This window comes from Corynebacterium coyleae (assembly GCF_030408635.1).
Taxonomy (GTDB): domain Bacteria; phylum Actinomycetota; class Actinomycetes; order Mycobacteriales; family Mycobacteriaceae; genus Corynebacterium; species Corynebacterium coyleae.
Window position 1 is genome coordinate 639,263 of record NZ_CP047198.1, and the last position, 21,840, is coordinate 661,102.

The 21,840-nt window shown below is 58.8% G+C and carries 16 protein-coding genes, 1 tRNA gene and 3 pseudogenes; 12 read left to right on the top strand and 8 right to left on the bottom strand.

From position 1 onward, the window contains the following. The first annotated feature begins 81 nt into the window (after nucleotides 1-81). Both CCOY_RS03085 and CCOY_RS03090 read left to right on the top strand, forming a co-directional pair. Nucleotides 82-861, top strand: coding sequence for a glucose 1-dehydrogenase (locus tag CCOY_RS03085; protein WP_070422409.1), 780 nt, complete (start codon nucleotides 82-84; stop codon nucleotides 859-861). A 158-nt stretch (nucleotides 862-1,019) separates the two neighbouring features. Continuing rightward, a tRNA-Met gene (locus CCOY_RS03090) sits at nucleotides 1,020-1,096 on the top strand. A 333-nt stretch (nucleotides 1,097-1,429) separates the two neighbouring features. On the opposite strand, the gene CCOY_RS03095 is transcribed toward CCOY_RS03090, so the two are convergent. Further along, complete coding sequence (locus CCOY_RS03095; RefSeq protein ID WP_034664654.1) at nucleotides 1,430-1,834, bottom strand: MerR family transcriptional regulator; 405 nt, start codon at nucleotides 1,832-1,834, stop codon at nucleotides 1,430-1,432. 169 nt (nucleotides 1,835-2,003) lie between these two features. Between CCOY_RS03095 and CCOY_RS03100 the strand changes: the two genes are divergently transcribed. Beyond that, a complete protein-coding gene (locus CCOY_RS03100; RefSeq protein WP_217124972.1) occupies nucleotides 2,004-3,563 on the top strand; it encodes a SulP family inorganic anion transporter in 1,560 nt (519 codons plus the stop codon). A 169-nt stretch (nucleotides 3,564-3,732) separates the two neighbouring features. On the opposite strand, the gene CCOY_RS03105 is transcribed toward CCOY_RS03100, so the two are convergent. Continuing rightward, entirely contained in the window at nucleotides 3,733-4,464 is a 732-nt protein-coding gene (locus CCOY_RS03105) for a hypothetical protein (protein ID WP_244268689.1), read from the bottom strand. A gap of 119 nt (nucleotides 4,465-4,583) precedes the next feature. Between CCOY_RS03105 and CCOY_RS03110 the strand changes: the two are divergent. Next, a pseudogene (locus CCOY_RS03110) lies at nucleotides 4,584-5,823 on the top strand (IS256 family transposase). A gap of 70 nt (nucleotides 5,824-5,893) precedes the next feature. Here CCOY_RS03110 and CCOY_RS03115 read toward each other — a convergent pair. The 4 genes and pseudogenes from CCOY_RS03115 to CCOY_RS03125 all read right to left on the bottom strand — a co-directional run bounded on the left by CCOY_RS03115 (nucleotide 5,894) and on the right by CCOY_RS03125 (nucleotide 8,158). After that, nucleotides 5,894-6,223: a transcriptional regulator gene (locus CCOY_RS03115; RefSeq protein ID WP_070422684.1), complete on the bottom strand. Its 330-nt coding sequence runs from the start codon at nucleotides 6,221-6,223 to the stop codon at nucleotides 5,894-5,896. After that, the gene (locus CCOY_RS03120) at nucleotides 6,216-6,620 is read right to left on the bottom strand and encodes a hypothetical protein (RefSeq protein ID WP_070422685.1); all 405 of its coding nucleotides are present in this window, start codon (nucleotides 6,618-6,620) and stop codon (nucleotides 6,216-6,218) included. Before CCOY_RS03120 ends, CCOY_RS03115 begins: the two co-directional genes overlap by 8 nt. 177 nt (nucleotides 6,621-6,797) lie before the next feature. Next, nucleotides 6,798-6,912: pseudogene (locus tag CCOY_RS12190) on the bottom strand (transposase-like zinc-binding domain-containing protein); the annotation flags it as partial. 169 nt (nucleotides 6,913-7,081) lie between these two features. Beyond that, complete coding sequence (locus CCOY_RS03125; RefSeq protein WP_092101629.1) at nucleotides 7,082-8,158, bottom strand: glutathione S-transferase family protein; 1,077 nt, start codon at nucleotides 8,156-8,158, stop codon at nucleotides 7,082-7,084. A gap of 780 nt (nucleotides 8,159-8,938) precedes the next feature. On the opposite strand from CCOY_RS03125, the gene CCOY_RS03130 reads away from it, so the two are divergent. From CCOY_RS03130 to CCOY_RS03140, 3 genes are read left to right on the top strand one after another with little or no spacing between them, the layout of a single operon-like run. Beyond that, on the top strand, nucleotides 8,939-9,244 hold the full coding sequence (locus tag CCOY_RS03130; RefSeq protein WP_070569688.1) for a hypothetical protein: 306 nt from the start codon (nucleotides 8,939-8,941) through the stop codon (nucleotides 9,242-9,244). A 56-nt stretch (nucleotides 9,245-9,300) separates the two neighbouring features. Next, nucleotides 9,301-11,019 carry an ABC transporter ATP-binding protein gene (locus CCOY_RS03135; RefSeq protein ID WP_244268690.1) on the top strand — a complete coding sequence of 573 codons (1,719 nt, stop codon included), beginning with the start codon at nucleotides 9,301-9,303 and terminating at the stop codon, nucleotides 11,017-11,019. Further along, on the top strand, nucleotides 11,016-12,800 hold the full coding sequence (locus CCOY_RS03140) for an ABC transporter ATP-binding protein (RefSeq protein WP_092101634.1): 1,785 nt from the start codon (nucleotides 11,016-11,018) through the stop codon (nucleotides 12,798-12,800). The genes CCOY_RS03135 and CCOY_RS03140 overlap by 4 nt, the downstream gene beginning before the upstream one ends. 5 nt (nucleotides 12,801-12,805) lie before the next feature. Here CCOY_RS03140 and CCOY_RS03145 read toward each other — a convergent pair. Beyond that, a pseudogene (locus tag CCOY_RS03145) lies at nucleotides 12,806-13,495 on the bottom strand (SLAC1 family transporter). A gap of 3 nt (nucleotides 13,496-13,498) precedes the next feature. Continuing rightward, nucleotides 13,499-13,690, bottom strand: a complete 192-nt coding sequence (locus CCOY_RS03150; RefSeq protein ID WP_244268691.1) for a hypothetical protein — start codon at nucleotides 13,688-13,690, stop codon at nucleotides 13,499-13,501. Nucleotides 13,691-13,856: 166 nt separating this feature from the next. Between CCOY_RS03150 and CCOY_RS03155 the strand changes: the two genes are divergently transcribed. The 5 genes from CCOY_RS03155 (at nucleotide 13,857) to CCOY_RS03175 (ending at nucleotide 21,812) form a co-directional block, all read left to right on the top strand. Then, nucleotides 13,857-14,657, top strand: a complete 801-nt coding sequence (locus CCOY_RS03155) for a YwiC-like family protein (RefSeq protein ID WP_371326163.1) — start codon at nucleotides 13,857-13,859, stop codon at nucleotides 14,655-14,657. A gap of 74 nt (nucleotides 14,658-14,731) precedes the next feature. Continuing rightward, nucleotides 14,732-14,965 carry a hypothetical protein gene (locus CCOY_RS03160; RefSeq protein ID WP_141743406.1) on the top strand — a complete coding sequence of 78 codons (234 nt, stop codon included), beginning with the start codon at nucleotides 14,732-14,734 and terminating at the stop codon, nucleotides 14,963-14,965. A 184-nt stretch (nucleotides 14,966-15,149) separates the two neighbouring features. Continuing rightward, a complete protein-coding gene (locus CCOY_RS03165) occupies nucleotides 15,150-17,150 on the top strand; it encodes a type I restriction-modification system subunit M (RefSeq protein ID WP_092101637.1) in 2,001 nt (666 codons plus the stop codon). Further along, nucleotides 17,143-18,273: a restriction endonuclease subunit S gene (locus tag CCOY_RS03170; RefSeq protein ID WP_092101639.1), complete on the top strand. Its 1,131-nt coding sequence runs from the start codon at nucleotides 17,143-17,145 to the stop codon at nucleotides 18,271-18,273. Before CCOY_RS03165 ends, CCOY_RS03170 begins: the two co-directional genes overlap by 8 nt. Before the next feature lie 2 nt (nucleotides 18,274-18,275). Further along, the gene (locus CCOY_RS03175; RefSeq protein WP_092101642.1) at nucleotides 18,276-21,812 is read left to right on the top strand and encodes a type I restriction endonuclease; all 3,537 of its coding nucleotides are present in this window, start codon (nucleotides 18,276-18,278) and stop codon (nucleotides 21,810-21,812) included. Nucleotides 21,813-21,840: the final 28 nt, after the last annotated feature.

Below are 21,840 nucleotides of genomic sequence, written 5' to 3' on the forward strand. Positions count from 1 at the left end.
CGAAGTGGGCGCGCGATGCACCATTTTTGTATCTAGCATGGTGTTCACAACCAACTCTTTGAGAGAAAGGCTGGATAGACCATGGGACGTTTTGACGGAAAAGTAGCGCTTGTGACCGGTGGTGCATCGGGAATGGGCGCAGCAGACTGCAAACTCTTCGTCGAAGAAGGCGCAAAGGTTGTCATCGCTGACCTCAACGAAGAGATCGGCGGGGAACTGGCAAACGAGCTCGGCGACAACGCAATTTTTGTGAAGCTCAACGTTGCCGACGAACAGGACTGGAAGGACGCCATCGCGGCGACGAACGAGGCGTTCGGCCGCCTGGACATCTTGGTGAACAACGCCGGCATCCTTCAGATGACGGGCGTGGAGGACACCACCCTGGAGCAGTTCCAGAAGATCATGGCCGTCAACGTGGACGGCGTGTTCTTGGGCATGAAGTACGCCATCCCGGAGATCCGTAAGCAGGGCGGCGGCGCGATCATCAACATGTCGTCCACCGCGGGCCTGGAAGGCCAAGTCAGTGCGACCGGCTACGTGGCATCCAAGTGGGCAGTGCGCGGCATGACCAAGACGGTCGCCGCCGACGTTGCCGACGAGAACATCCGCATCAACTCCGTCCACCCGGGCGCGATTGCAACCCCGATGACGGCAGATTCCCTTGTAGAGGGTGCACCGCTTCCGCTCGCGGCAGCGAACCGTCCGGGCCGCGCCGAGGAGGTTGCGAAGACGGTGCTGTTCCTCGCGTCCGACGACGCGTCCTACATCAACGGCGCAGAGATTGCTGTCGACGGCGGCCTGACCCTGGGCGCCTCGAAGCACATCTATGGCATCCTCGGCCAGCTCGCTGCCCAGCAGTAACGGCAGTAGCAGCGGTAGTGGCAGTAGTAGGGAAGCCCCGATAATTGGATCGCACCAAACCGTTGTGAACAGGCGGTTTGGTGCTCTCTGTCGGTGTATGTATAGTAAGTCCACGTTGCCGGTTACGGCGACAGGCGAAAATCACATATTGCGCCCGACGCGGGGTGGAGCAGCTCGGTAGCTCGCTGGGCTCATAACCCAGAGGTCGTAGGTTCGAATCCTGCCCCCGCTACCAACTTCCAAGCCCCTACCAGGAGAAACACTGGTAGGGGCTTTAGTTATTTCTCTTAAGGCGCACGTCCTGGGACTCAAATCGGGACTTTAGCGATGGCATTTTGTCACTTAAGCCGGTTTGGAAGTGATGGGGTTAAGTGACAATTTTCGATTTTGTGACCTTGGATGACTGTGTCGTTTTGAGGAGTCGTCTGCACGGATTTCAGAAGTCCTCTGTACTATCGCCATCCACTCCGGAGAGGCCGCGGGCGTTCGTCCACTTCATCTGGAACGCGATTCGACAGAGCGCATTCAATACGATGGTCTTTTTCTCCCTGCGAAGGATGGGGGCAGTTTAGGGTGCCAGGGTGTTGACCAGATCGAGGAATTCCTCAGCGTAGGCAATTTGCTTGCGTAGCTTTTCGTAGCGGGTGCGCGTCTCCTCACGAATGTCGGCAAGGGTGGCCTTGGCATTACTCCGTGCCTGCTGTGCGGTATCACTTTCCTGCCCGCCATCTGAACTATGAAGAATCTCCGCAGCTTCCAGGAATTCCCGCATCTGATCCAGAGTAAACCCCAGCGGTTTCATCCGTCGCACCAGCAAAACACGACGTACATCAGCCTCACTATAAAGCCTGAACCCACCAGGGCTACGCCCCGATGGGGTAATCAGGCCGACGTTGTCATAATAACGCAAGGTGGGAATCGACAACCCCGTCTGGTCAACGACCTCGCCGATCTTGAAATTACTGTTTTGCATTGCCTGTTCTCCTTCACGGTGATGTTGCCCACGGGTTCCTGTGCCTGGGTTGGCGGTTGAGTAAAACTCCCGCTACCATGACCACCATCACCAAACCTAAAGTTACTAGAGGGTTGGATTCCTTTCGGGCGTTCGCCCAGTTACCTATCCCCTCAAAGATTGGACATCTATGACTGAAACTAGCACGGCGGCCCCCCGCCCCCTCCTGAGTCCAGACGGCGCTGATGCCCCTACCGGGATCATCGCATCCTTCCGTTACGCATTTTCTTCCCCCGCCCGTATCCGTATAGAGATTCTGGCCGGACTGGCAGTATCCCTGGCGCTGATCCCTGAGGCCATTGCCTTTTCCATCCTTGCCGGTGTTGACCCAGCCATGGGTCTGTTTTCCTCGGTAGTCATGGCCATTGCGATCGCCTTTACCGGTGGCCGCCCGGCAATGATCACCGGCGCCACCGGGGCTATTGCCCTAGTCATTGCTCCTGTGGCGCGTGGTTACGGGATGGATTATTTCATCGCCACCGTCCTGTTGGGCGGTGTCCTACAAATCGTGCTCGGCGCCCTCGGTGTGGCGAAACTTCAGCGTTTTATCCCCCGATCGGTGATGCTGGGTTTCGTCAATGCACTGGGCATTATGATTTTCACCGCCCAACTCGAACACCTCATTGATGTGCCTTGGATAGTCTACCCACTCGTCGGCTTGGGTGTGGTGATCATGATTTTCTTCCCCAAGCTCACCAGTGTGATCCCCGCCCCGCTGGTCACGATTATCGTGCTCACCGGTTTGGTCATTGCCGCCGGTTTGACTGTCCCGACGGTCTCGGACATGGGCAAGATGCCGGAGACCTTACCGTCCCTGTTTATTCCGAACGTGCCGTGGACGTTGGAGACCCTGCAGATCATCGCGCCTTATGCCCTGGCCATGGCCGTGGTCGGTCTCATGGAATCGTTGATGACCGCCAAGCTCGTCGATGACATCACCGACACTCATTCCGATAAAACTCGTGAATCCTGGGGACAGGGGGTGGCTAATATTGCCTCCGGTTTCTTCGGCGGCATGGGTGGCTGCGCGATGATCGGTCAAACCATGATCAACGTCCGCGAATCCGGGGCACGTACCCGCCTATCCACCCTGTTAGCCGGTGTGTTCCTGCTGGTCCTGGTCCTGGCACTGGGCGACATCGTTGGCATGATCCCGATGGCTGCGCTGGTGGCAATCATGATCATGGTCTCGGTCGGCACCATCGACTGGCACTCGGTGCATCCACGCACCCTTAAACTCATGCCGGTCTCTGAGACCATTGTTATGGCCGTGACGATTATTGCCACCCTAGCCACCAGCAACCTGGCCATTGGTGTGGTGTTGGGTGTGGTCACCGCGATGATCATGTTCGCCCGTCGGATGGCACATATCGCTTCCATTGAAAAGGTCTCCGAGATCGACAGCGACGGCGATGGCGAGATTGATACTCGTACCTACCGGGTGCATGGCCAGTTGTTTTGGGCATCAAGCAATGACCTGGTTTATCGCTTTGATTACACCGATTCTGCCCGTCATATCACTATTGATCTCACTGAGGCGGAGATCTGGGATGCCTCCACGGTCGCGACCTTTGACGCGATTACGCAGAAGTTCCAGGACAGAGGCAAAACCGTGTCCATTATCGGGCTCGACGGTCCCAGTCAGGACCGGCTGAACCGCCTGTCTGGCCGGCTTGGCACCGGCCACTAACATCCCCCGACTCGAGCACATCGACTTGGCGCCCCAACTTATAACCGGGGCGCCAGTTTATTGGTGCTGTTGCAAAGTTGGGGCATAGGAAGAGCATAAAAGAAGCGTAGCGGTTAACCGCTACGCTGTGTTGTGGGGATTTTTACTTTTTACGGTGCACGTGTTCTAGTTAGTGGTTCGTTTCTTTCCTCGGGTGATTGCGACGGTATTCCTCGACTAAGTGAGCAATACCCGGCGCAGCCTGGGACAACATCCAGGTCATAAGCGCTATAAGAACCCCTATGACGATAAGTGTTAACGCCAACCAGCCCAGTGTTGGGCCGATGCCGTTGGCCTCCTGGACGTGACCCCACAAGGCAGACACGCCGTCGGGTATGCCGAGCATACTTAGCAGCCCGTTCCCCAAGGCTCCGACAGCAACGAGTGCGATAGCAACGAAGAGAACACTGGCTGCAATCCACGAGGCAGACATGCAGGCCTTAATAAAGTTCGTGTTCGACTTTTCCATGTCGTCGTTGTACTTTTTGCGCTCTGCACGTATCTTCTCCAGCAGCTTTTCGTTGGACTCCTTCTCCTGGAGCAGGGCGCTGCGAGCCTTCTTAGATGCTTCTGCTGCCTTGTGCAGGCTTTCGGACTCTTTCGACATTGCCTCAGATACAGCTACTTCTACCAGCGGTTCCAGGCTAGAAGTCAGGCTCGAAGTCATCTGAGCGTTCAGGCTCTGGGCTACTGCTTGGCTGGAATCCTTGTCGAGATGGATGGGGCTTTCGGCTGCTTTGAGTACCAGCTGTTGCATCCTTGTCAGACGCGACATCTGCTCGCTTATCTCGATTAGGTACCCTTTTACCCCCTCCAGGCCGTTGGGCAGATCCTCGATGTTCCTTATCAGCCCGGTGATCATGGTTGCGTCCCTTAGTGTGGTGTAACGCTTGCTGATGGTGGGCCCTGGAAAATGCAGGGGCGGCCATCGTCAGTAACCTTTCGACTCAACTACCACATCTCACCGAAAGGAACATGACGATGACCGCTGATCCGCATTCTATCGACCCAACAACCTATCTGGATGATCTGCTCGCTCAAGCCTCTCCGGATTTGATGCGCCAGATGCTGCAAGGGTTTATCAACCAAATCCTCTCCGCCCAGGCCGACACCGTCTGCGGCGCCGAATACGGGGTCGCCTCCACCGAGCGGGTCAACCACCGCAACGGGTATCGCCACCGCGACCTTGACACCCGTGTCGGCACGATCGACGTAGCAGTGCCGAAGCTGCGCCACGGCGCGTTCTTCCCAGAATGGCTGTTAGAGCGACGCTCACGAGCAGAACGAGCCTTATCGACTGTGATCGCCACCTGCTATCTCAAAGGGGTTTCCACCCGCAGGATGAACGATCTGGTGGCCACCCTTGGCATTTCCAACCTGTCGAAATCGCAAGTCTCGCGGATGTCGGAAGAACTCGACGAGATGGTCGCAGACTTCAGAAATCGCCCCCTGGACCCCGGCGGGTACGCCTACCTGTCCTGCGACGCACTGACGATCAAAGTGCGCGAAGGCGGCCGGGTGGTCAAATGCTCAGTGCTGCTTGCCACCGGTGTCAACGCCGATGGCTACCGGGAAATGCTCGGCATGCACGTCGCCACTGCGGAATCCAACGCATCGTGGAAAGGCTTCTTCCAAGACCTCAAAGCCCGCGGACTTCGTGGTGTCTTCCTTGTCACCAGTGATGCCCACGAAGGCATCCAGCATGCCATTTCCGAAGTGCTGCCCGATGCCTCCTGGCAGCGGTGCCGCACCCACTTTGCCAAAAACCTCTACGAGAAAGTCCCCAAAATGCAGTGGCCGATGGTCTTAAGCGATGTTCCAGACGATCTTCCAACAACCGGATGAGGAATCAACCTGGGCGCAAGCCCGTGAAGTTGTTGACTTGTTGGAACCGAAGTTTCCCGAGGTTGCAGCCTATTTGGAGGAATCACTCGATGAGGTGCTGGCGTTTACCGCAGCACCGAAACCAGTCTGGACAAAGGTGTGGTCGAACAACCCCACTGAACGGCTCAACCGGGAGATCCGCCGGCGCACCGACGTCGTTGGCATCTTCCCGAACCGCGAATCCATCATCCGGCTTGTCGGCGCGGTCCTCGCTGAACAGCACGACGATTGGATCCAACAAAAACGCTACATGTCACTATCTGCACTCGAACACACCAAACGCCTCATGCACCAAACAGGAGGTGATCATGGCGACCACCACCAACTAACCGCCTAACCAAAACCCCGAACTTCATACCGAGCCGAAAGCACAAACGGCTACACCACTTCACGGGACTTGACCCAATCTATGAGCCCTCTGTCATGGCTTTAAGCGCCGCAACGTGCTGTGCATAGGCTTCTGTTCCAGTCTGGGTCAACGCGACCCAGACGGCGTCTTTCGCGCGCGTGGAGCCATATTCGCGGGTGCGGCTGATATAGCCGCTGTCCTCAAGATGTTTCAACTGCTTGGAAAGCGTATCGGCAGGAAGCTCGGTGAGCTCTGCAAGCACGGCGTATTTCATCTGCCTGCCGCCGGTTGCGCCTGAATGGAACAGCGTGGCACAAATTTTAAGCCGATTGATGGGGTGGATGACCGGATCCAGCTTTGCTGGGCGTGGTGAAGGATCCTTAGACATTGACGCCCTTTACGGCGGCGTTGCGGTTCTCATACAACATCCATGCCGTCGCCGTAGAAACAACGACGCCGCAGACAATCATCCACGGCCAAGTATCAGGCGTCGGCACGGTGGAGAACATCATGGCACCTGGCAGCAGTACTCGTGACCAGGTGGCGCGATCATTACTCGGCCCCATATTGGGATTGACCCGAACGAAGGGGTTCGCAATCTTATCTTTGAGGAGATAGCCCAGAACGAACGTCGGTACAAGAACCGCGAGGCCGTACCACCATGACAGCTTGAATAGCGCGATACCGCCGCCGGCGCCAAGCGCCACTATCGCCACCGCCCACCAGCTCTGCGTCCACGTGGTGCGCTTTTGAACGTCGTGAATGATCTTAAGGTCGTCGCTCATCGTTCTTCTCCCTAACGTCAACTTCACTGGCTTGCAATTAAGGCAAGTGTAATACTTGCCTTAATTGCAAGTCTAATGCTTGCCAAGTGTGCAAGTGAAAGACTGTGCATAGTGGGGATACAGCTACGCATGGGGTCTAACGGGGCTGGTGGTCTGCTACTGTGACATCTGGCCGACTTTTATTGACTGAGGCTCCACGGCCTTACATCGCCCATCGGGTAGTGCCTTTGCTGGTTGTTCCATTGCGTTTGGTATCACCGCCGCAGTAGCAGCGTGGTCGGTTCTTTGGCATTGAGCCACCACACCACCGCCTACTACCACAGACTGGCAGCCACACCGGGGATTCACCGTGTTGAGGCCAGATATATGCTCCCAAAGCATATATTTCACGCTACCCTACAGGTCAGAACCTAAAAATCCCCGATCCCAGACACACTTTCTGGCCCCTAACCCCAGAAGACCTACTCCAGCCCGAAGAGCTCCCGTTGGAAATCCGTGGGGTTCTTCAGCTTCTCGGATTCGGGCAGTGGGCCGGGGAGGGTGGTGCCTGCGGCGAAGGGGGAGCCCGGGAGATGGTCGCGGCCGTGGGGTTGGGTGAGGCCGGAAAGGTCGGGGCCGGAGGGGACGATCCGGGTGGGGTTCACTTCGCGGTGGACGATGTAGTAGTGCTGTTTGATCTCCGTGAAATCGGTGGTGTCGCCGAAGCCGGGGGTTTGGAATAGCTCGCGGAGGTAGCCGTAGACGTTGGGCATTTCGGTGATCTTGTTGCGGTTCGTCTTGAAGTGGCCGTGGTAGACGGCATCGAAGCGGATGAGGGTGGTGTAGGCGCGGATGTCGGTCTCTGTGATGTGTTCGCCCATGATGAAGCGGTGGTTGGCTAGGCGGTCTTCGAGCCAGTCGAGGACCTCAAACACGTCGTCGTAGGCTTCTTCGTAGGCGTCTTGGGAGGCTGAGAATCCGGCGCGGTACACGCCGTTGTTGAACTTGCGGAAGAGGAAGTCGTTGATCGCCTCCGCCTCTTCGCGCAGCTCTTCCGGTGGCAGCAGGTTCGGGGCGCCGGGGCGGTGGTAGGCGGTCCACTCGGTTTGGAAGTCGCGGACCATGGAGTTGTAATCGTTCGTCACCACCTTGCCGCTTGCTTCTTCCACGATTGTCGGCACGGTGATGCCGCGCGGGTAGTCGGGAAAGCGTGCGAAGTATGCATCCTGCAGGCGGGGGATCTGTAGCACGGGGTCCACGCCGCCCGGATCCAAGTCGAAGGTCCAGGAGCGCTTGTCGTGAGTCGGGCCAGCCAGGCCCAAGGAGATCACATCTTCCAGCCCCATCAGGCGCCGCACGATGACAGCGCGATGCGCCCATGGGCAGGCACGTGCGGCGATGAGACGGTAGCGGTGCGGCTGCACGGGCCAGTGCGAAGCTTTATTGCTTATCGACGACACAATGCGGTCACCGATATAGTTCGTATCCCGCTTGAACTCGCCGTCTGTTGAGGCGTTCTGGGCATCGCCTGCCCAGTCCTTCTGTGCGTCTGTAGTCATCGTGTCCTCCCTTATCGCGTGAAAAGTTTGTGACACGTCAACTATAGGCTGTTTCTGATCATGAGCGAGGGGGGATGTGCTGTTGCAAGAGGATGAGCAGTGTGACGGAAAGCCCGGAGACAGGCCCAGAGACAGGCCCAGAGACAAGGCAATACAAAGCCTTCGGATGGCGCGAATCCTGGGCCTTCATCGCGGTCATGGTGTTTCTCTCCCTAGCTGGCTTCTTTATGGTCGATGGCGGTGAAAGGGCGCTGGAACCCCTTGACCGAGCGCCGGATCCATAGCCGTGCCATTTTGGGACACGCCCGCACCTTCGGTTTCGGGCCATTACCAGAGCGCTTATCCGGAGAAGCCTTCTGCTCCCACTCCAGCGGGGTAGTGATCGTCCCCTGAGTACGGGGATTCCCCGGATTTACAGGCTGATTCACCGAGAAGATTGTTAAAAACGCCTGCGGATTCTTGCGCCCATCCTGAGTCTTCGTCCACGCGTCACTCAATGGTGTGCTGGTTTTGCGCGATCTCGGTTTCAGCAATGTCTATCAAACGCACGAGACGGGGCTTGAGTCGCATGCGAGGTTAGGCTAACCTAACGTAATAATGGTTATTATCTTCTGAGAGGGCAACACAGTGCCGCTTGTGACTGATGAACCCACCACAGCGACCAATGAGTCGACGAGTCGGCCGAGAGGGGGCGGCACCGCCGACGACGGCCCGCGAACCCGATCACCTAACCCGAAACCGCCGCGTGGACGCGGCCCACACACCCGGAGACAGAACCAGATGAAGTCGATTGCCCAGATCGTCCAGAACAACCTCAGACTCCTCGCGGCCTACGAGGACAAGGTCCAGCCGAGGTTCCTCAGCCGCTATGCGCGTGAACCGATGGACGCCGCCGTCGAAGGGCTCGGGGCCGGACGGAATTCCACGTCGCCGACGTCCTCGCGCCGCTCGGCAGGGTCGCCGGGCAGCGAGGTCGAGGACCTCGCCGAAGCCAACGGGTTGAAGCTGGGCGGAGCCTCACACGTCGGCATGGTGTACTTCCGCACTCTCACGAAGAAAAGCGCGATCGGGGAGGCGGGCAAGTGAGCGCTGTGGACGGGACCGTAGGCCCGTGGTCGCTGCTCGCCCCGATTCGGACCCGGATGCGGGCGGTGGTCGCGTTATCCGTCCTGTCGTCGGTGGCTACCGTCGCTTCGCTGGTCGGCATCATCGACATCGCGATGACGTACCCGGAGGCCCCGGAGCATCGGACGTGGTTGGCCGTGGCTGTCATCGTCGTCGCCGCAACGGTGCGCATGGCCGCAGACGGCGCCGCCGGCATGCTCTCGCACCGGGCGGATAACGACCTGCAGCTCCACCTCCGGCGCCGGCTGGTCGCCCAAATCCGGAAGTTACCGCTGGGCTGGCTGGACGCCCGGCGCTCGTCGGGAATCATCGAGTCGGTTGAGAAGGACGTCGCGGCTGTCCACCAGCTCATGGGCCACACCGTCGGTGAGACCGTGGTGGCGGTGCTGGTTCCCCTGCTTTCCCTCATCGCGCTCGTCGTGGTGGATTGGCGGATCGCGGTGGTGGCGGTCGTCCCGGTGCTGGTCACCTTCGCCCTGATGGGCGTGATGATTTCGCGCGGAGCCGGTCTTCAGCGCGACTACGAGCGAGCCTCCGAAGGAGTGACGGCCGCGGTCATCGAGCTGGTGCGCGGTATCCCGGTGATGAAGTCCTTCGGACGCGCCAACCAGGGAGCGGGTCGCTACGATGCCGCGGCGTTGTCGTTCGTCCGCGCGTGGTCCGCCTGGTCCCGGCAGTCGAACATCTATCTCGGGCTCATCGACGTGGTGACGTCCCCGACCACAGTCCTTGCAGTGGTGTGCGGGGCCGGCCTCGCTCTGAGGGACACCGCGGGCGGCATACCGGAGGGTCTCGTCGCCGGGCTGGTTCTCAGCCTTGGACTCTCCGCGGCGATCGTGCGGGTGGCCATGAACTCCGAACCCATCATCGCGGGGATCGCTGCCCTGAAGTCCATCGCGGAGGTACTGAGCACGCCGCCGATCGCCGAGCCTGCCGATCCGGTGCCCGCGCGCGGAGGCGCGCTCGAGGTCCGGAACCTGGTCTTTTCCTACGGCGATGGGCCGCGGGTCCTCGACGGGATGTCCGCGGCGTTCGAACCAGGGACCCTCACTGCGCTGGTGGGCTCCTCCGGTTCCGGAAAGTCCACCGTCGCCCGGCTGTTGGCGCGTTTCCACGACCCTGTTGAAGGCTCGGTGCTGCTGGGCGGCGTCGATCTTCGCGACATCGCCGTGCGCGACGTGCACCGCTCGGTGTCGGTGGTGTTCCAAGATCCGCAGTTGTTCACGCTGCCGTTGCGGGAGAACATCCGGCTGGCCAGGAGAGACGCCACCGACGACGAAATCATGGCGGCCGCGAAGCTCGCGAACCTCGATGCGGTCATCGCGGCGCTGCCGAAGCGCCTGGATTCGGTGGTCAACGTCGATGTGACCTTTTCCGGTGGTGAGGCGCAGCGCGTAGCCATCGCGAGGTCGATCGTCACGGACGCGCCGGTGCTCATCTTCGACGAGGCAACCGCTTACGCGGATCCGGCTTCCGAGGCCCTCATCCAGTCCGCAATCGAGCGTTTGGCCCGTTCGCGGACGGTGATTGTGATCGCGCACAGGTTGAGCACGATCCGCAACGCCGACCGCATCCTCGTTCTCGATGGGGGAGCGGTCGCGGAGGCGGGTACTCACGACGAGTTGCTTGCGCGCGGTGGCCGCTACCGGGATTTGTGGCGCGCGTTCACGCGCGAGGACGAACCATCCGCCCCGCGGGGTACTGAATCAGACGATGAAAAGGCGGCAAACCGATGATTCGAGACTTGTGGTCGATGACGGATCGGCGCTCGAGAATGACGCTGGTGTGGCTCATTGCGTTGGCCACGCTTGCCGCGCTGGCCCAGGGAGCGGCGTTCGTCGCACTGCTGCCGCTGCTGTCGGCTCAGGCCGAGGGAGATGATGCGACGGCGTGGCGTTTCACCGGCGTCATCGCCGGCCTCGCGGCCGCCCATGCGGTGCTGTCCCTCGCCGTGGGGACAGTTGGCAGGGCGAATTCCGCAGCGGTGCTGTCGTCCCTGCTGCGTTCCCTGGGCGAACGCGTGCTGACGTTGCCACTCGGGTACGTCACCAAGTCCACAGCCGGCCGGTTTTCGGAGATGGCGTCGTCGGGTATCGCGTTCGCGGCGTCCGTGCCGCACGTGATCCTGCGGCCCGTCATCGCCGCGGTGGTTACGCCGACCGTCATCGCCTTCGGAATTCTGGCGGTGGATTGGCGCGTCGGTTTGGTTCTTGTCGCGTCGGCGCCGGTGCTCTTCTTCGCCTACCGGGCCATTGGCCGGGTCGGCGGGGAGTCGGACGAAGCGCATGCTGAGGCCGTCGCTGCCGTCTCCGGCAGGCTGATCGAGTTCACCCGCGGCCAGCAGGCGATTCGCGCCGCGGGCGACGGTTCGGCAGCGGACGCGATGGTGGATGAGGCTATCCAGGCCCAACACGATGCGTTCGCGAAGGCGACGTCGACGCAGGGAGCGGCCATCGGACGGTTGGGTTCGGTCGTCCATGCAGTGTTCACGGCGGCGGTGATCGTCGCCGTGGCAGTCGCCGCGACGGGCGGGATGGCGCCGGCGCATTTGGCGCCGATACTCATCGTGCTCGTCCAGTTCACCGGACCGATCACCACGGCGGGAGCGTTGTCCGGCGGTTTCGGTGCGGGCCGCAACACGTTGGCTGCGTTGCGTGACCTGCGGGCAATCCCCGCTCTTCCCGAACCTGCCGCACCGGAGCTGCCCGACGGGTATGACGTGGAGTTCCGCGGCGTGAGCTTCGGGTACGGAGATAAGAAGGTTCTCGACGACGTCAGCTTCCGTGCACCTCAGGGAGCGCTGGTTGCCGTAGTGGGACCGTCGGGGTCGGGCAAGACGACGGTCATGCGGCTGCTGTCGCGTTTTCATGATCCGGACTCGGGGGAGATCCTCATCGGCGGGGTGCCCTTGCCTCGGATCGGCACCGACGGCGTGAACTCGCTGGTGACCCCGGTGTTCCAGGAGACGTTCCTTTTCGACGCGTCCGTGCGGGACAACGTGGTCTTCGCCGACCCCGGATTCGGTTCCAGGCCCGGTGACGGGGACCGCTTGCGCGAGGCCGCCCGGCGTTCCGGGGTGGACCGCATCGTGGAGCTGCTGCCTTCCGGGTGGGATACCCCAGTGGGGGAAGAGGGGACGCTGCTGTCGGGAGGTGAGCGGCAGCGCCTCGCCATCGCCCGGGCGCTTCTGAAGGATTCCCCGGTGGTGCTTCTCGACGAGCCGACGTCCTCGCTGGATGCGGCCACTGAGCGGGCGATCGTCGGCACGATGGAGGCGTTGCGCGGCGATCACACTGTGATCGTCGTCGCCCATCGCCTGCACACCATCCGCGATGCCGACCTCATCGTCGTGCTTTCGGAGGACGGGACGGTCGCAGAACGGGGCACGCACGATGAATTGCTGGCGAAGGGCGGCCGCTACGCCGAGTCTTGGGCGTGCCGGACGGGGAGTTCCCCGGGATCCAGATCCAGCTCGTCGTGGACCACCACGACGACGGCATCGGAGAAGCGCGGATAGCTAGTTCATCTCGCACCAGATTGGCTTAGTTCCCAGGAGCCAAAGCGCACCGCGCAGACACCCCAGTGGAGGAGCAAGAGCACGAGGAGCGCCAAGGAAAGTGCGTGCCAGCCTTCGTCCCAAGCACCCAAGCACAGAGTGCCCACGGGGAAGGTAGAGCCCCACCAACCAGGGCCGTAGGGCGCCCAGTGGAGGACAGCCTCGTACAAGCAGTACATGGCATAGAGGACACACGGTACGGCGAGGGTGAACATGATGAGGCCGTACAGGTGAGTGTCGAAAAGCAATGTCGATGCTGCCGTCGACTGGCCGACAACACCGAGGGGAATCCACGCTGTACCCGCGGCTGCGCCACGTGGGCGCGTGCGGGATCAGTAGCAGTAGAGGAAGAGCGGGATCGCGGTGAAGAACGTGAGGAAGAAGCACAGCTCACCCGCGTAGTGATAAAACTCGCCGTGATGGGTGGCCAGCTGCCCGGCGGATGTCGCGGCGACCATCGGGGACACCAGCGCCAAGCCCCACGGGAACGCAGGCTCGGTGTAGTGAGCGGACTGCTTCCACAAACCCCAGAGTTGCCACAAGCACACGATGATGGCCAGTGGCGCGCCGATCCACCAGCTGATCAGCTGGAACGCATCGTTGCCCGTGAGTGCCGTCCACGCCGAGCCGCACGCGAGCAGCCCCATCGCGTACATGCCTCACGCCGCCATGTTCTGGCGCCGCGGCGGCTCATTGCGCACGCCGACCGTGAACACAACAAGGAGCCCCGCCGCGATGAGCGCAAAAACTACCTGGGCTACATGAAATCCATGTAACTCAGTCAAACTCGACGCAATCGAGGTTCCCATTAAAGCGCCGGCCCAAGCGGGACCGAACTTTGGCAACGTCATAGGACTAACGCTAGGCCTGCCACCTCGTCTCATCCACTTTGGGTCGGGGCTTTGTGGTTTTTAGGACGCGAATGGCCTGAAGCGCGCGACGGTGCCGGGTGCTTCGAATCGACGGAAAAGACCACGCCAATTGCCCATCACGGATTCGCATCAGTAGGGTGAAAACATGTCGAAGAGCCAGGCGCAGCGTAGCGTGTCGCGCAACCCCCGCACACGCCGACGCTCACCCGGTTGGGTGCCCGACCAACACGGCGCCTGGTTTATGGTCACTGTCCCCGCTATCACCGGCGTCATTCTGGCGCCGTCGTGGACTGCGATTCCTCTGTTGCTGACCTGGTGGCTCGGCTATTTCACCTTTTTCGCCGGCAGCGTCTGGATCCGTTCGCGCTTCCGCGAACGCAACCGGCCCCCGGTCTTGGTCTACGGGTCGCTCGCGGCGGTCGCGGGTGTGACAACGCTGATCTTCGACTGGCGGCTTCTCATGTGGGTCCCGGCGTTCGCACCGTTGGTGGCCATAGCCGTATTCGAGGCATGGAAGCGGCGTCCGAGGTCGCTGTTGTCGGGTGTTTCCACTGTCGTAGCAGCCTGCCTCATCCTGCCGGTGGCCGCCTGGGCCGGGGGAGGCCTGGATGTGGAGGCGTGGGCCGCATTTGCCGTGTACCTGGCGTACTTCGTCGGCACTGTGCCCTACGTGAAGACGCTCATCCGTGAACGCGGCTCCAGGCCCTGGTTCATCGGGTCGGTGAGCTATCACGTCGTCGTGCTTGTCGCTGCCGTCGTCGCCGTGCTCGTAACCGGCGGGCATCCTTTCCACCCAGCGATCATCGTCGTGGCCGTCGTGTTGCTCGCGCGGGCGACGCTGATGCCGATCACCGGCGCACGTCGTGAGAAGCCATGGACGCCGAAGATCGTCGGACTTCTGGACGCTGCCATCACAGTGCTGGTGGTCATCGTTGTGCTGCTCTAAGGCGCCTCATTCGCTGCCTCGTCACTTTGGCTGATTGAGATACAGCCCATGGCTTCCGCCGTATGATGTGGTGCATGAACTGCCGGAATGTCCGTATCAACTCCGTCGCGGCGCTTATCCTGAGCCTGTTAGGGGCGGCGTTCTTTGCAGTAGGGCGGATTCTGTTTGGGGTGGGCGGATGGCTCGTGTTCTACTCCGTTCCAGCTGGGGTGATCGCCGCACTTGCGCTTCTTGCTTTGTGGTTTATCCCCGTACGCCACGTGAAGGACGACTACCCGTGCCTAGTCAAAGCCTGCCTTAATTTGTGATTTGCAGGAAGGTAAAGAGAAATGTGTTCACGCGTACAACGGGGGAGCGTGCAGGGGTTTGTTTGGCTAGCGGTACTGCGCTGCAAACCTCCCGCTCGTGCGGTGAAACACCAATATTTGTTGCCTGAAAATGAGTGATTCCTGTGGGACAATCAGGCGTCTACAGATTCATAAGGAAGCAACGATGACTGACACCTCAGAGATCCTCGATTCGATCACGCCGAAGCAAACTGCCAAGGTCAATAGCCTCAATGCCGCCATTTGGCAGACTGCCGACGATTACCTCCGCTTGATCGTTCCGGCCGAGAATTACGGTGACTACATCATTCCGTTCACGGTGCTGCGCCGTCTCGAGGGGCGACTGGAATCGACGAAGAAAGACGTTCTGGATCTTGTTCACCGGGAGAACGTGAAGGGGACAGACCCATCGATTGTGAATCTCATGATCGAGAGCATGTTCAAGCTTCGCTTTTGGAACACCTCGGAACTCTCGCTTGAGCGCCTGGCTACCTCCGACGACACGTTGAAGGAAGGATTAGGTCAGTACCTCAGGGCGTTCTCTGCAAATATCCAAGAGATCTGGAAAGCGTTCGAGTTTGAGAAACTCATCGACTTCCTTGACCGCAATAACCAACTCTGGAATGTGGTGAACCACTTCGCGTCCATCGACATGTCTGACGAGGCGCTCCAGGATCAGACGATGGGCGACATCTTTGAAAACCTGATGTATCGCTCGTTTGCCCGAAAGGCGAAAGACGCTGGTGAGTTCTATACCCCGCGCGATGCGATTCGCCTGATGACGTCCATCCTGTTCACCTCGGATGACGCGGAACTGGAAGAGGACGGCATCATCCGTTCCGTCTACGACCCCACCGCCGGTACGTGCGGCATGCTCATTGCCGCACGTGATGCGCTCCGGGCTATCAACCCAGGTATTGACATCGTCGTTGCAGGACAAGAGCTCAAGGAATCTTCCTTCGCTATGGGCAAGTCTGACTTGCTCATGCAGGGGTTTAAAAATCCAGAAGTGTTGAAGTTTGGCAACTCTCTGACCAACGATCAGTTCGCCGATGAAACCTTTGACTACATCATGGCGAACCCGCCGTACGGCTCTTCCTGGAAGGCGTTCCAGAAGGACGTCAAAGCGCTCCAGGAGCAGGGCGATCCACGTTTTGCGGAGGGGCTACCCGCAGTCAGCGACGGGCAGATGTTGTTTTTGATGCATATTGCGCACAAACTCGCTGCCGCAGAAGGCGCAACGAAGGGTGGACGCGCCGCCGTAGTTACTAACGGCTCGCCACTGTTTACCGGAGATGCGGAAAGCGGTCCGGACAGCATCCGCAAGTACTTGATCGGTGCACAAGGCGGCGTTGAAGTGCTGGACGCGATCATCGCGCTGCCGAACGACATGTTCTACAACACCGGTATTGCCACTTACATCTGGATTCTTGATCGCAACAAGGAGCCACGTCGCCGTGGCAAGATCCAGTTCATTGATGCCACCGAGATTTGCGCACCGATGCGTAAGTCGATGGGTAATAAACGCGTCGAGTTCACGGAAGACAACATCCGCGAGATCACGAAGACCTACAAAGACTTCGAGGAAAACGATCGCTCCATCATCGTTACTGCCGATGATCTGACTTACCGCGATGTGCCGATGTTTAAGTTGGCGCACTACGCGGTGAGTGTCACGGATGAAACTGTGGCAGAAGCGATGAAGCACAAGTCCGCATTCCCGGAGCATGAAGCAGTCATCCGCGAAATGGAAGGCCGTGAGTACAACGATCTCCCGAAGGCGCTGAAGACTGCTGCTAAGGAACATGGTGTGAAGATGGGCGCTCCGTTGCTCAAGCACATCATGAAAGCGCTTGCCGTTGAAGATGAGAACGCACCAGCCTCTCTCGACGAGAAGGGCAATCCGGTCGTAGATGCATCGACCAAGGTGATCGAGCGTGTGCCGTACCTAGAGGATGTTTCCGAGCATATGGAGCGTGAAGTGCTCCCGTTTGTCCCGGATATGCAGTGGGATGAGTCCTTGGCGAAGGTGGGGACAGAGTTGCCGTTGACGCGCCTGTTTTACAAGCCAGAGGAGTCTCGCTCCTTGGAGGAATTGGACGCAGATATTGCTGCGTCTCTGAACCGGATTTACGACCTGTTCAGGGAGGTGCGGGCCGATGACTGAGTTCACCGATTACGTAAGAGCGTTTCTTGCTTTTGATTTCAGAAACGGGAAAGACTGGGCCGAGGTCGCTGATCCTGAAGGCCAGTATCCAGTTTACGGGTCAGGCGGTGCGTTTGGGCATGCCAACCATTATCTGTACGACGGGGAAGCAGTACTTTTTGGGCGCAAGGGAACCCTGGACAGGCCTCTCTACGTTAATGAGAAGTTTTGGACTGTGGACACAATGTATTACGCGATACCTAAGAGTGGGTATGACGGAAAATTTCTCTATTACTGGGCGCAGACCATCCCGTTTGACTTAATTTCCACACAGACTGCGATCCCCAGTATGACATCTTCGGACCTCGGGAGGCAGAGGGTTCCATACTTAGCTCTCGAAACCCAGCGCCGTATCGCTGACTATCTCGATAAGGAAATTAGCGAGATGGACGCGATGATCGATGAGTTTGAGGGACTAGTCAATTCACTCGGTATTAGAAAGCGTCTCTTGATTGACAGCATTTTTGATCAGAATGTGCCTAGACTTGCACTAAAATTTTTAGCCGACTTCGTCCCAGGATTTGCTTTTCCCTCGACGTCGTTCACTGATGATCCGAATTGCACTTTCCTTTTTCGAGGTGTGAACCTCAAGCCTGGCATTATCGATCCAACAGACTCACTGTATTTCGATGGGTCGATAGAAGTTCCTGAGCGTTTCGTTCTTCGGGAAGGTGATGTCGTACTAGGGATGGATCGACCATTCATCAAGTCAGGTGTGCGTGTCGCTACTATCCCGCAGGAATTTGAGGGAAGTTACCTCGTGCAACGAGTTTTAAAGATTGAGGGGCGTACAGACGCTTATACCCGCTTGTTCACGTATGCTCTAAGTTCATCCCGTTTCATAGATCACATCACACCAGATTTTACTGGTATCAGCGTGCCCCATTTAAGCGCTGATCAGGTCGGTAGTTTTTCTGTTCCGTTGCTTAGCGAGAGCGAAGCACAGCGAGTCGTGGATCGTTTGGACAGTGAATTCGAAAATACCAATTTCCTCATCGAGGAATCCACCAAACTCATCGAAAACCTCAAAGCACGCAAAACTGCGCTGATCACTGAAGTCGTAACGGGGCGGAAAGAGGTCTAATCATGGTGAACCCGATTCTTGAAGAAGCGATGGAACTGACCATCTGCCGATCTCTCAACGGCCAAGGCTGGATTTGGAACCAGGGTGCCAACGACAAGGGGTTCGACCCCGAACTTGGACTGTTCCCCGAAGACGTACTCCACTGGCTGAAGACTCAGTATCCGGAGCAATACGAGCGGGCGATTCCTGAGACTGCGAACGACACGGAGCGAAAGTCTCGTGAGTACCGGCTGCTAAAGCGGCTGACTAAGGAGCTCGACTACACGCCAATTCTTGATGGCATCACCAAGAAGGTCAACGGCGGACTTCTGGGCACGCTTCGAGATGGGTTCTCGTTCACGCAGACAGACCTCGGCACTGTGAACTTCCCGGACATGGCGGGCTTCTACCCGTATGACCCGGCGAAGACGGATGTGATCGACAAGGCGAAGGAAAACCGCCTACGCGTGCTGCAGCAAGTCCACTTTGAAAAAGGTGGTTTTGGCGAGATTGACCTTGTGCTGCTGGTCAACGGCATCCCCGTGATCACGATGGAACTCAAGACTGACAACACACAGTCGATTGATGATGCTGTCAAGCAGTACAAGTACGACCGCAAGCCGAACCGCTCCGAGCGCCCGCTGCTTAATCCCGGCCGCTGTCTCGTCCACTTCGCAGTGTCTTCTCGTGAAGTCATGATGACCACGGAACTCAACGGCACCGATACCGTCTTCCTCCCGTTCAACCAGGGAACCGAGGAAGGCCGCGCTGGCAATCCCGACAACCCCAACGGGTACAACGTTTCCTACCTGTGGGAGTGGGTGTGCTCGCCAGATCTGTTGCTACGCATCCTGAAGGATTACGCGCTGTGGGAGCCGTCCACGAAGGGAAACGAGGGGCGTCTGATCTTCCCGCGCTTCCACCAGTTGCGTTCAGTAGAGCGTGTCACCAGCGACGTCGCAACCAATGGCACCGGTCGGCGGTACTTGATCCAGCACTCTGCGGGTTCTGGCAAGACGAAAACCATCGCATGGTTGGCACACCGTGCCAACAAGATGATCCATGAAGACGGTACGAAACTTTTCGATTGCGTAATCGTCGTTACGGATCGCACCGTGCTGGATAAGAACGTCGCGGACGGACTTTCACTTCTGCAGGCCTCTGAAGGCATGGTCATCAACATCACCAGCGATGACACGTCCAAGTCCGAGAAACTCAACCACTATCTCACCCAGGGCAAGCGCATTTTGTCCTGTACGCTGCAGACCTTCCCGGCACTGGCGCAAACGATTGACCGTTCGCCGAAACTGCGGAACCGCCGCTGGCTCGTGATTATCGACGAAGCGCACTCGTCCCAACACGGCAAGGCATCGCGCACGCTGCTCGAGACATTGTCGGATACTCCCGACGAGCTTGCGGAAGCGGCAACGCGAGCGGCTGCGGATATTGAAGACGAAGAGATGCTCGATGGTGGGGCAGCGCTCAGCGAGCCTGCCGGTTCGACTCAATCTGGCGGGCTCACGCGTGCTGAAAAGGACCGTCTGCAGCAGCAGCGAGACTCGGCGGTCGCGCGGTCGTCGAACGTCACGCTCGTTGCGTTGACCGCAACACCCAAGGCGAAGACGCTTGCCGTGTTTGGTGAGCCATCTCCGGACAATCCAGAGAAGTACGTGGCGTTTGACCTGTACTCCATGGCGCAGGCGATCGACGAGAACTTCATTCTGGATGTGCTCCAGAACTACATCTCACTGTCGCTCTACGCCAAGATCGAAGACCAACTTGGCCGCGAAGACGACGTCATTCTTGGCGAGGCAAAATCCGCACTCAAGCACTTCGTTCGGTCCCACGAGAAGACGATTCACTCCAAGGCAGAAGTGGCCGTTGAGCACTTCAACAACAACGTGCGTTTCCTGCTCGGATCGACCGCGAAAGCAATGGTCGTTTGCGACGACCGCATGAGCGCATACACCTGGTTCCGGGCGGTTCAGGACGTGATCAAGTCCAACCCGAAGTACCACGGGCTCGAAGCGCTGGTGGCGTTCTCTGGTTCGCTTGACGTGTCCAAGGATGAGGACATCGAGGAGATCGTTACGGAATCCTCCCTCAATAACGAGAACGCACCTGAGGGCCATCGTCGGATGGAAACGACGAAGATGTTCGACGGTGCGGCGTACAAGTTCCTCATCGTGGCCAACAAGTATCAGACCGGCTTTGACGAACCTCGCCTGTCAGCGATGTACGTGGATAAACCTCTGTCCGGTGTGATGGCGGTGCAGACCCTCTCGCGACTGAACAGGACGATGCCATCGAAGAATAAGACCAAGACCTTCGTCGTCGACTTCGTCAATGACCCCGAAACGATTCTTCACTCATTCCAGCCGTACTACTCGCAGGCGTCTATCGACACCGAGGTAGACCCCGACGTACTTGCAGATCTTGCTCGCGTACTGGACACCTCCCAGTTCTACGACGTCGAGGAGATGGAAGCGATCGCCGACACGGTGATGGATCGCGACATCGATGTGAAGAAGAAAGACAGCCTGCTTCGAATTGGTATCGATCCGATCATTACCCGGTGGACCGAGTTCTACGGAGGTGCCTTGGTCTCCGGGGACAAAGACAACGAAGCAGTGGCCACAGATTTCCGTGCGAACCTGGTGAAGTACGTTCACGCGTGGGACTTCTTGAGCCAGTTCATCGACTTCCAAGACATCACTCTGCACAAGCGTGCAATCTTCGCTGACCTGCTCGCGCGCAACCTCAAGCTTGGCAAGAAAGCACGCGAGGAGGACTACGTCACCGGCGTCGAGGTAGTGAAGACCGCCGTCATGGGTGACGTTGAAACAGGCGTTGAGCTGAAACTCAACATCGAGGATTCGCGAGCCCCGCTCCCTGTTCCAGGGTTCGATGGTCGTGTCTCTACCGGTGGGGCAGGGGATCCGCTGCAAGGCGCATTCCGCGAAGCAGTAGAGCAAGTCAACGAGCTGTTCTCCGCTGCGGGCATCGACATGTCCAACTCGGCGAATACCCGCATGGTTCATGCCGTGTGGGAGGCGTTGGCTAACGACGAAGAAGTGGAAGCCCTTGCCACCAAGAACCCGCAGGAGGCGTTGGCAAAGTCACCGAAACTTCGCGACAAAGTGCTTTCCGCAATCTTGGGTGCCGATGCTGAGCACGAGCAGTTCACTAACCTCATGCTCGGTGGCGAAGACGCGCTGAACGTTCTCACCGCTGCAATGTCCCGTCTTGCAGTTGCCGCAATGGAAGACAAGGCGCGCGGGATTGCTGTGCCGGACGACGCGCTCATCGGTGGTGCGGAAGAACCCCAGGATGAGTCGCCGGTTGAACGTCGTATCCAGGACCTTCTCGATGTAATGCTCATGCACGCTGGTGCTTCTACTGTTGAGGAAGAACTCGCCCGCTCACTCGATGACGCACTTTCGAACCGTGGAACCTCCAACGTGTTCGAGGTGGTTCGCTCACAGTTCGTCGGGCACTCGTTGCCAGTTGACGGTGATCTGTACCAGGGTGTCGTGATGTACGCGGTGGAGCACTACTAAGGGGCAAGGACGGGGCCGATATCTTCTG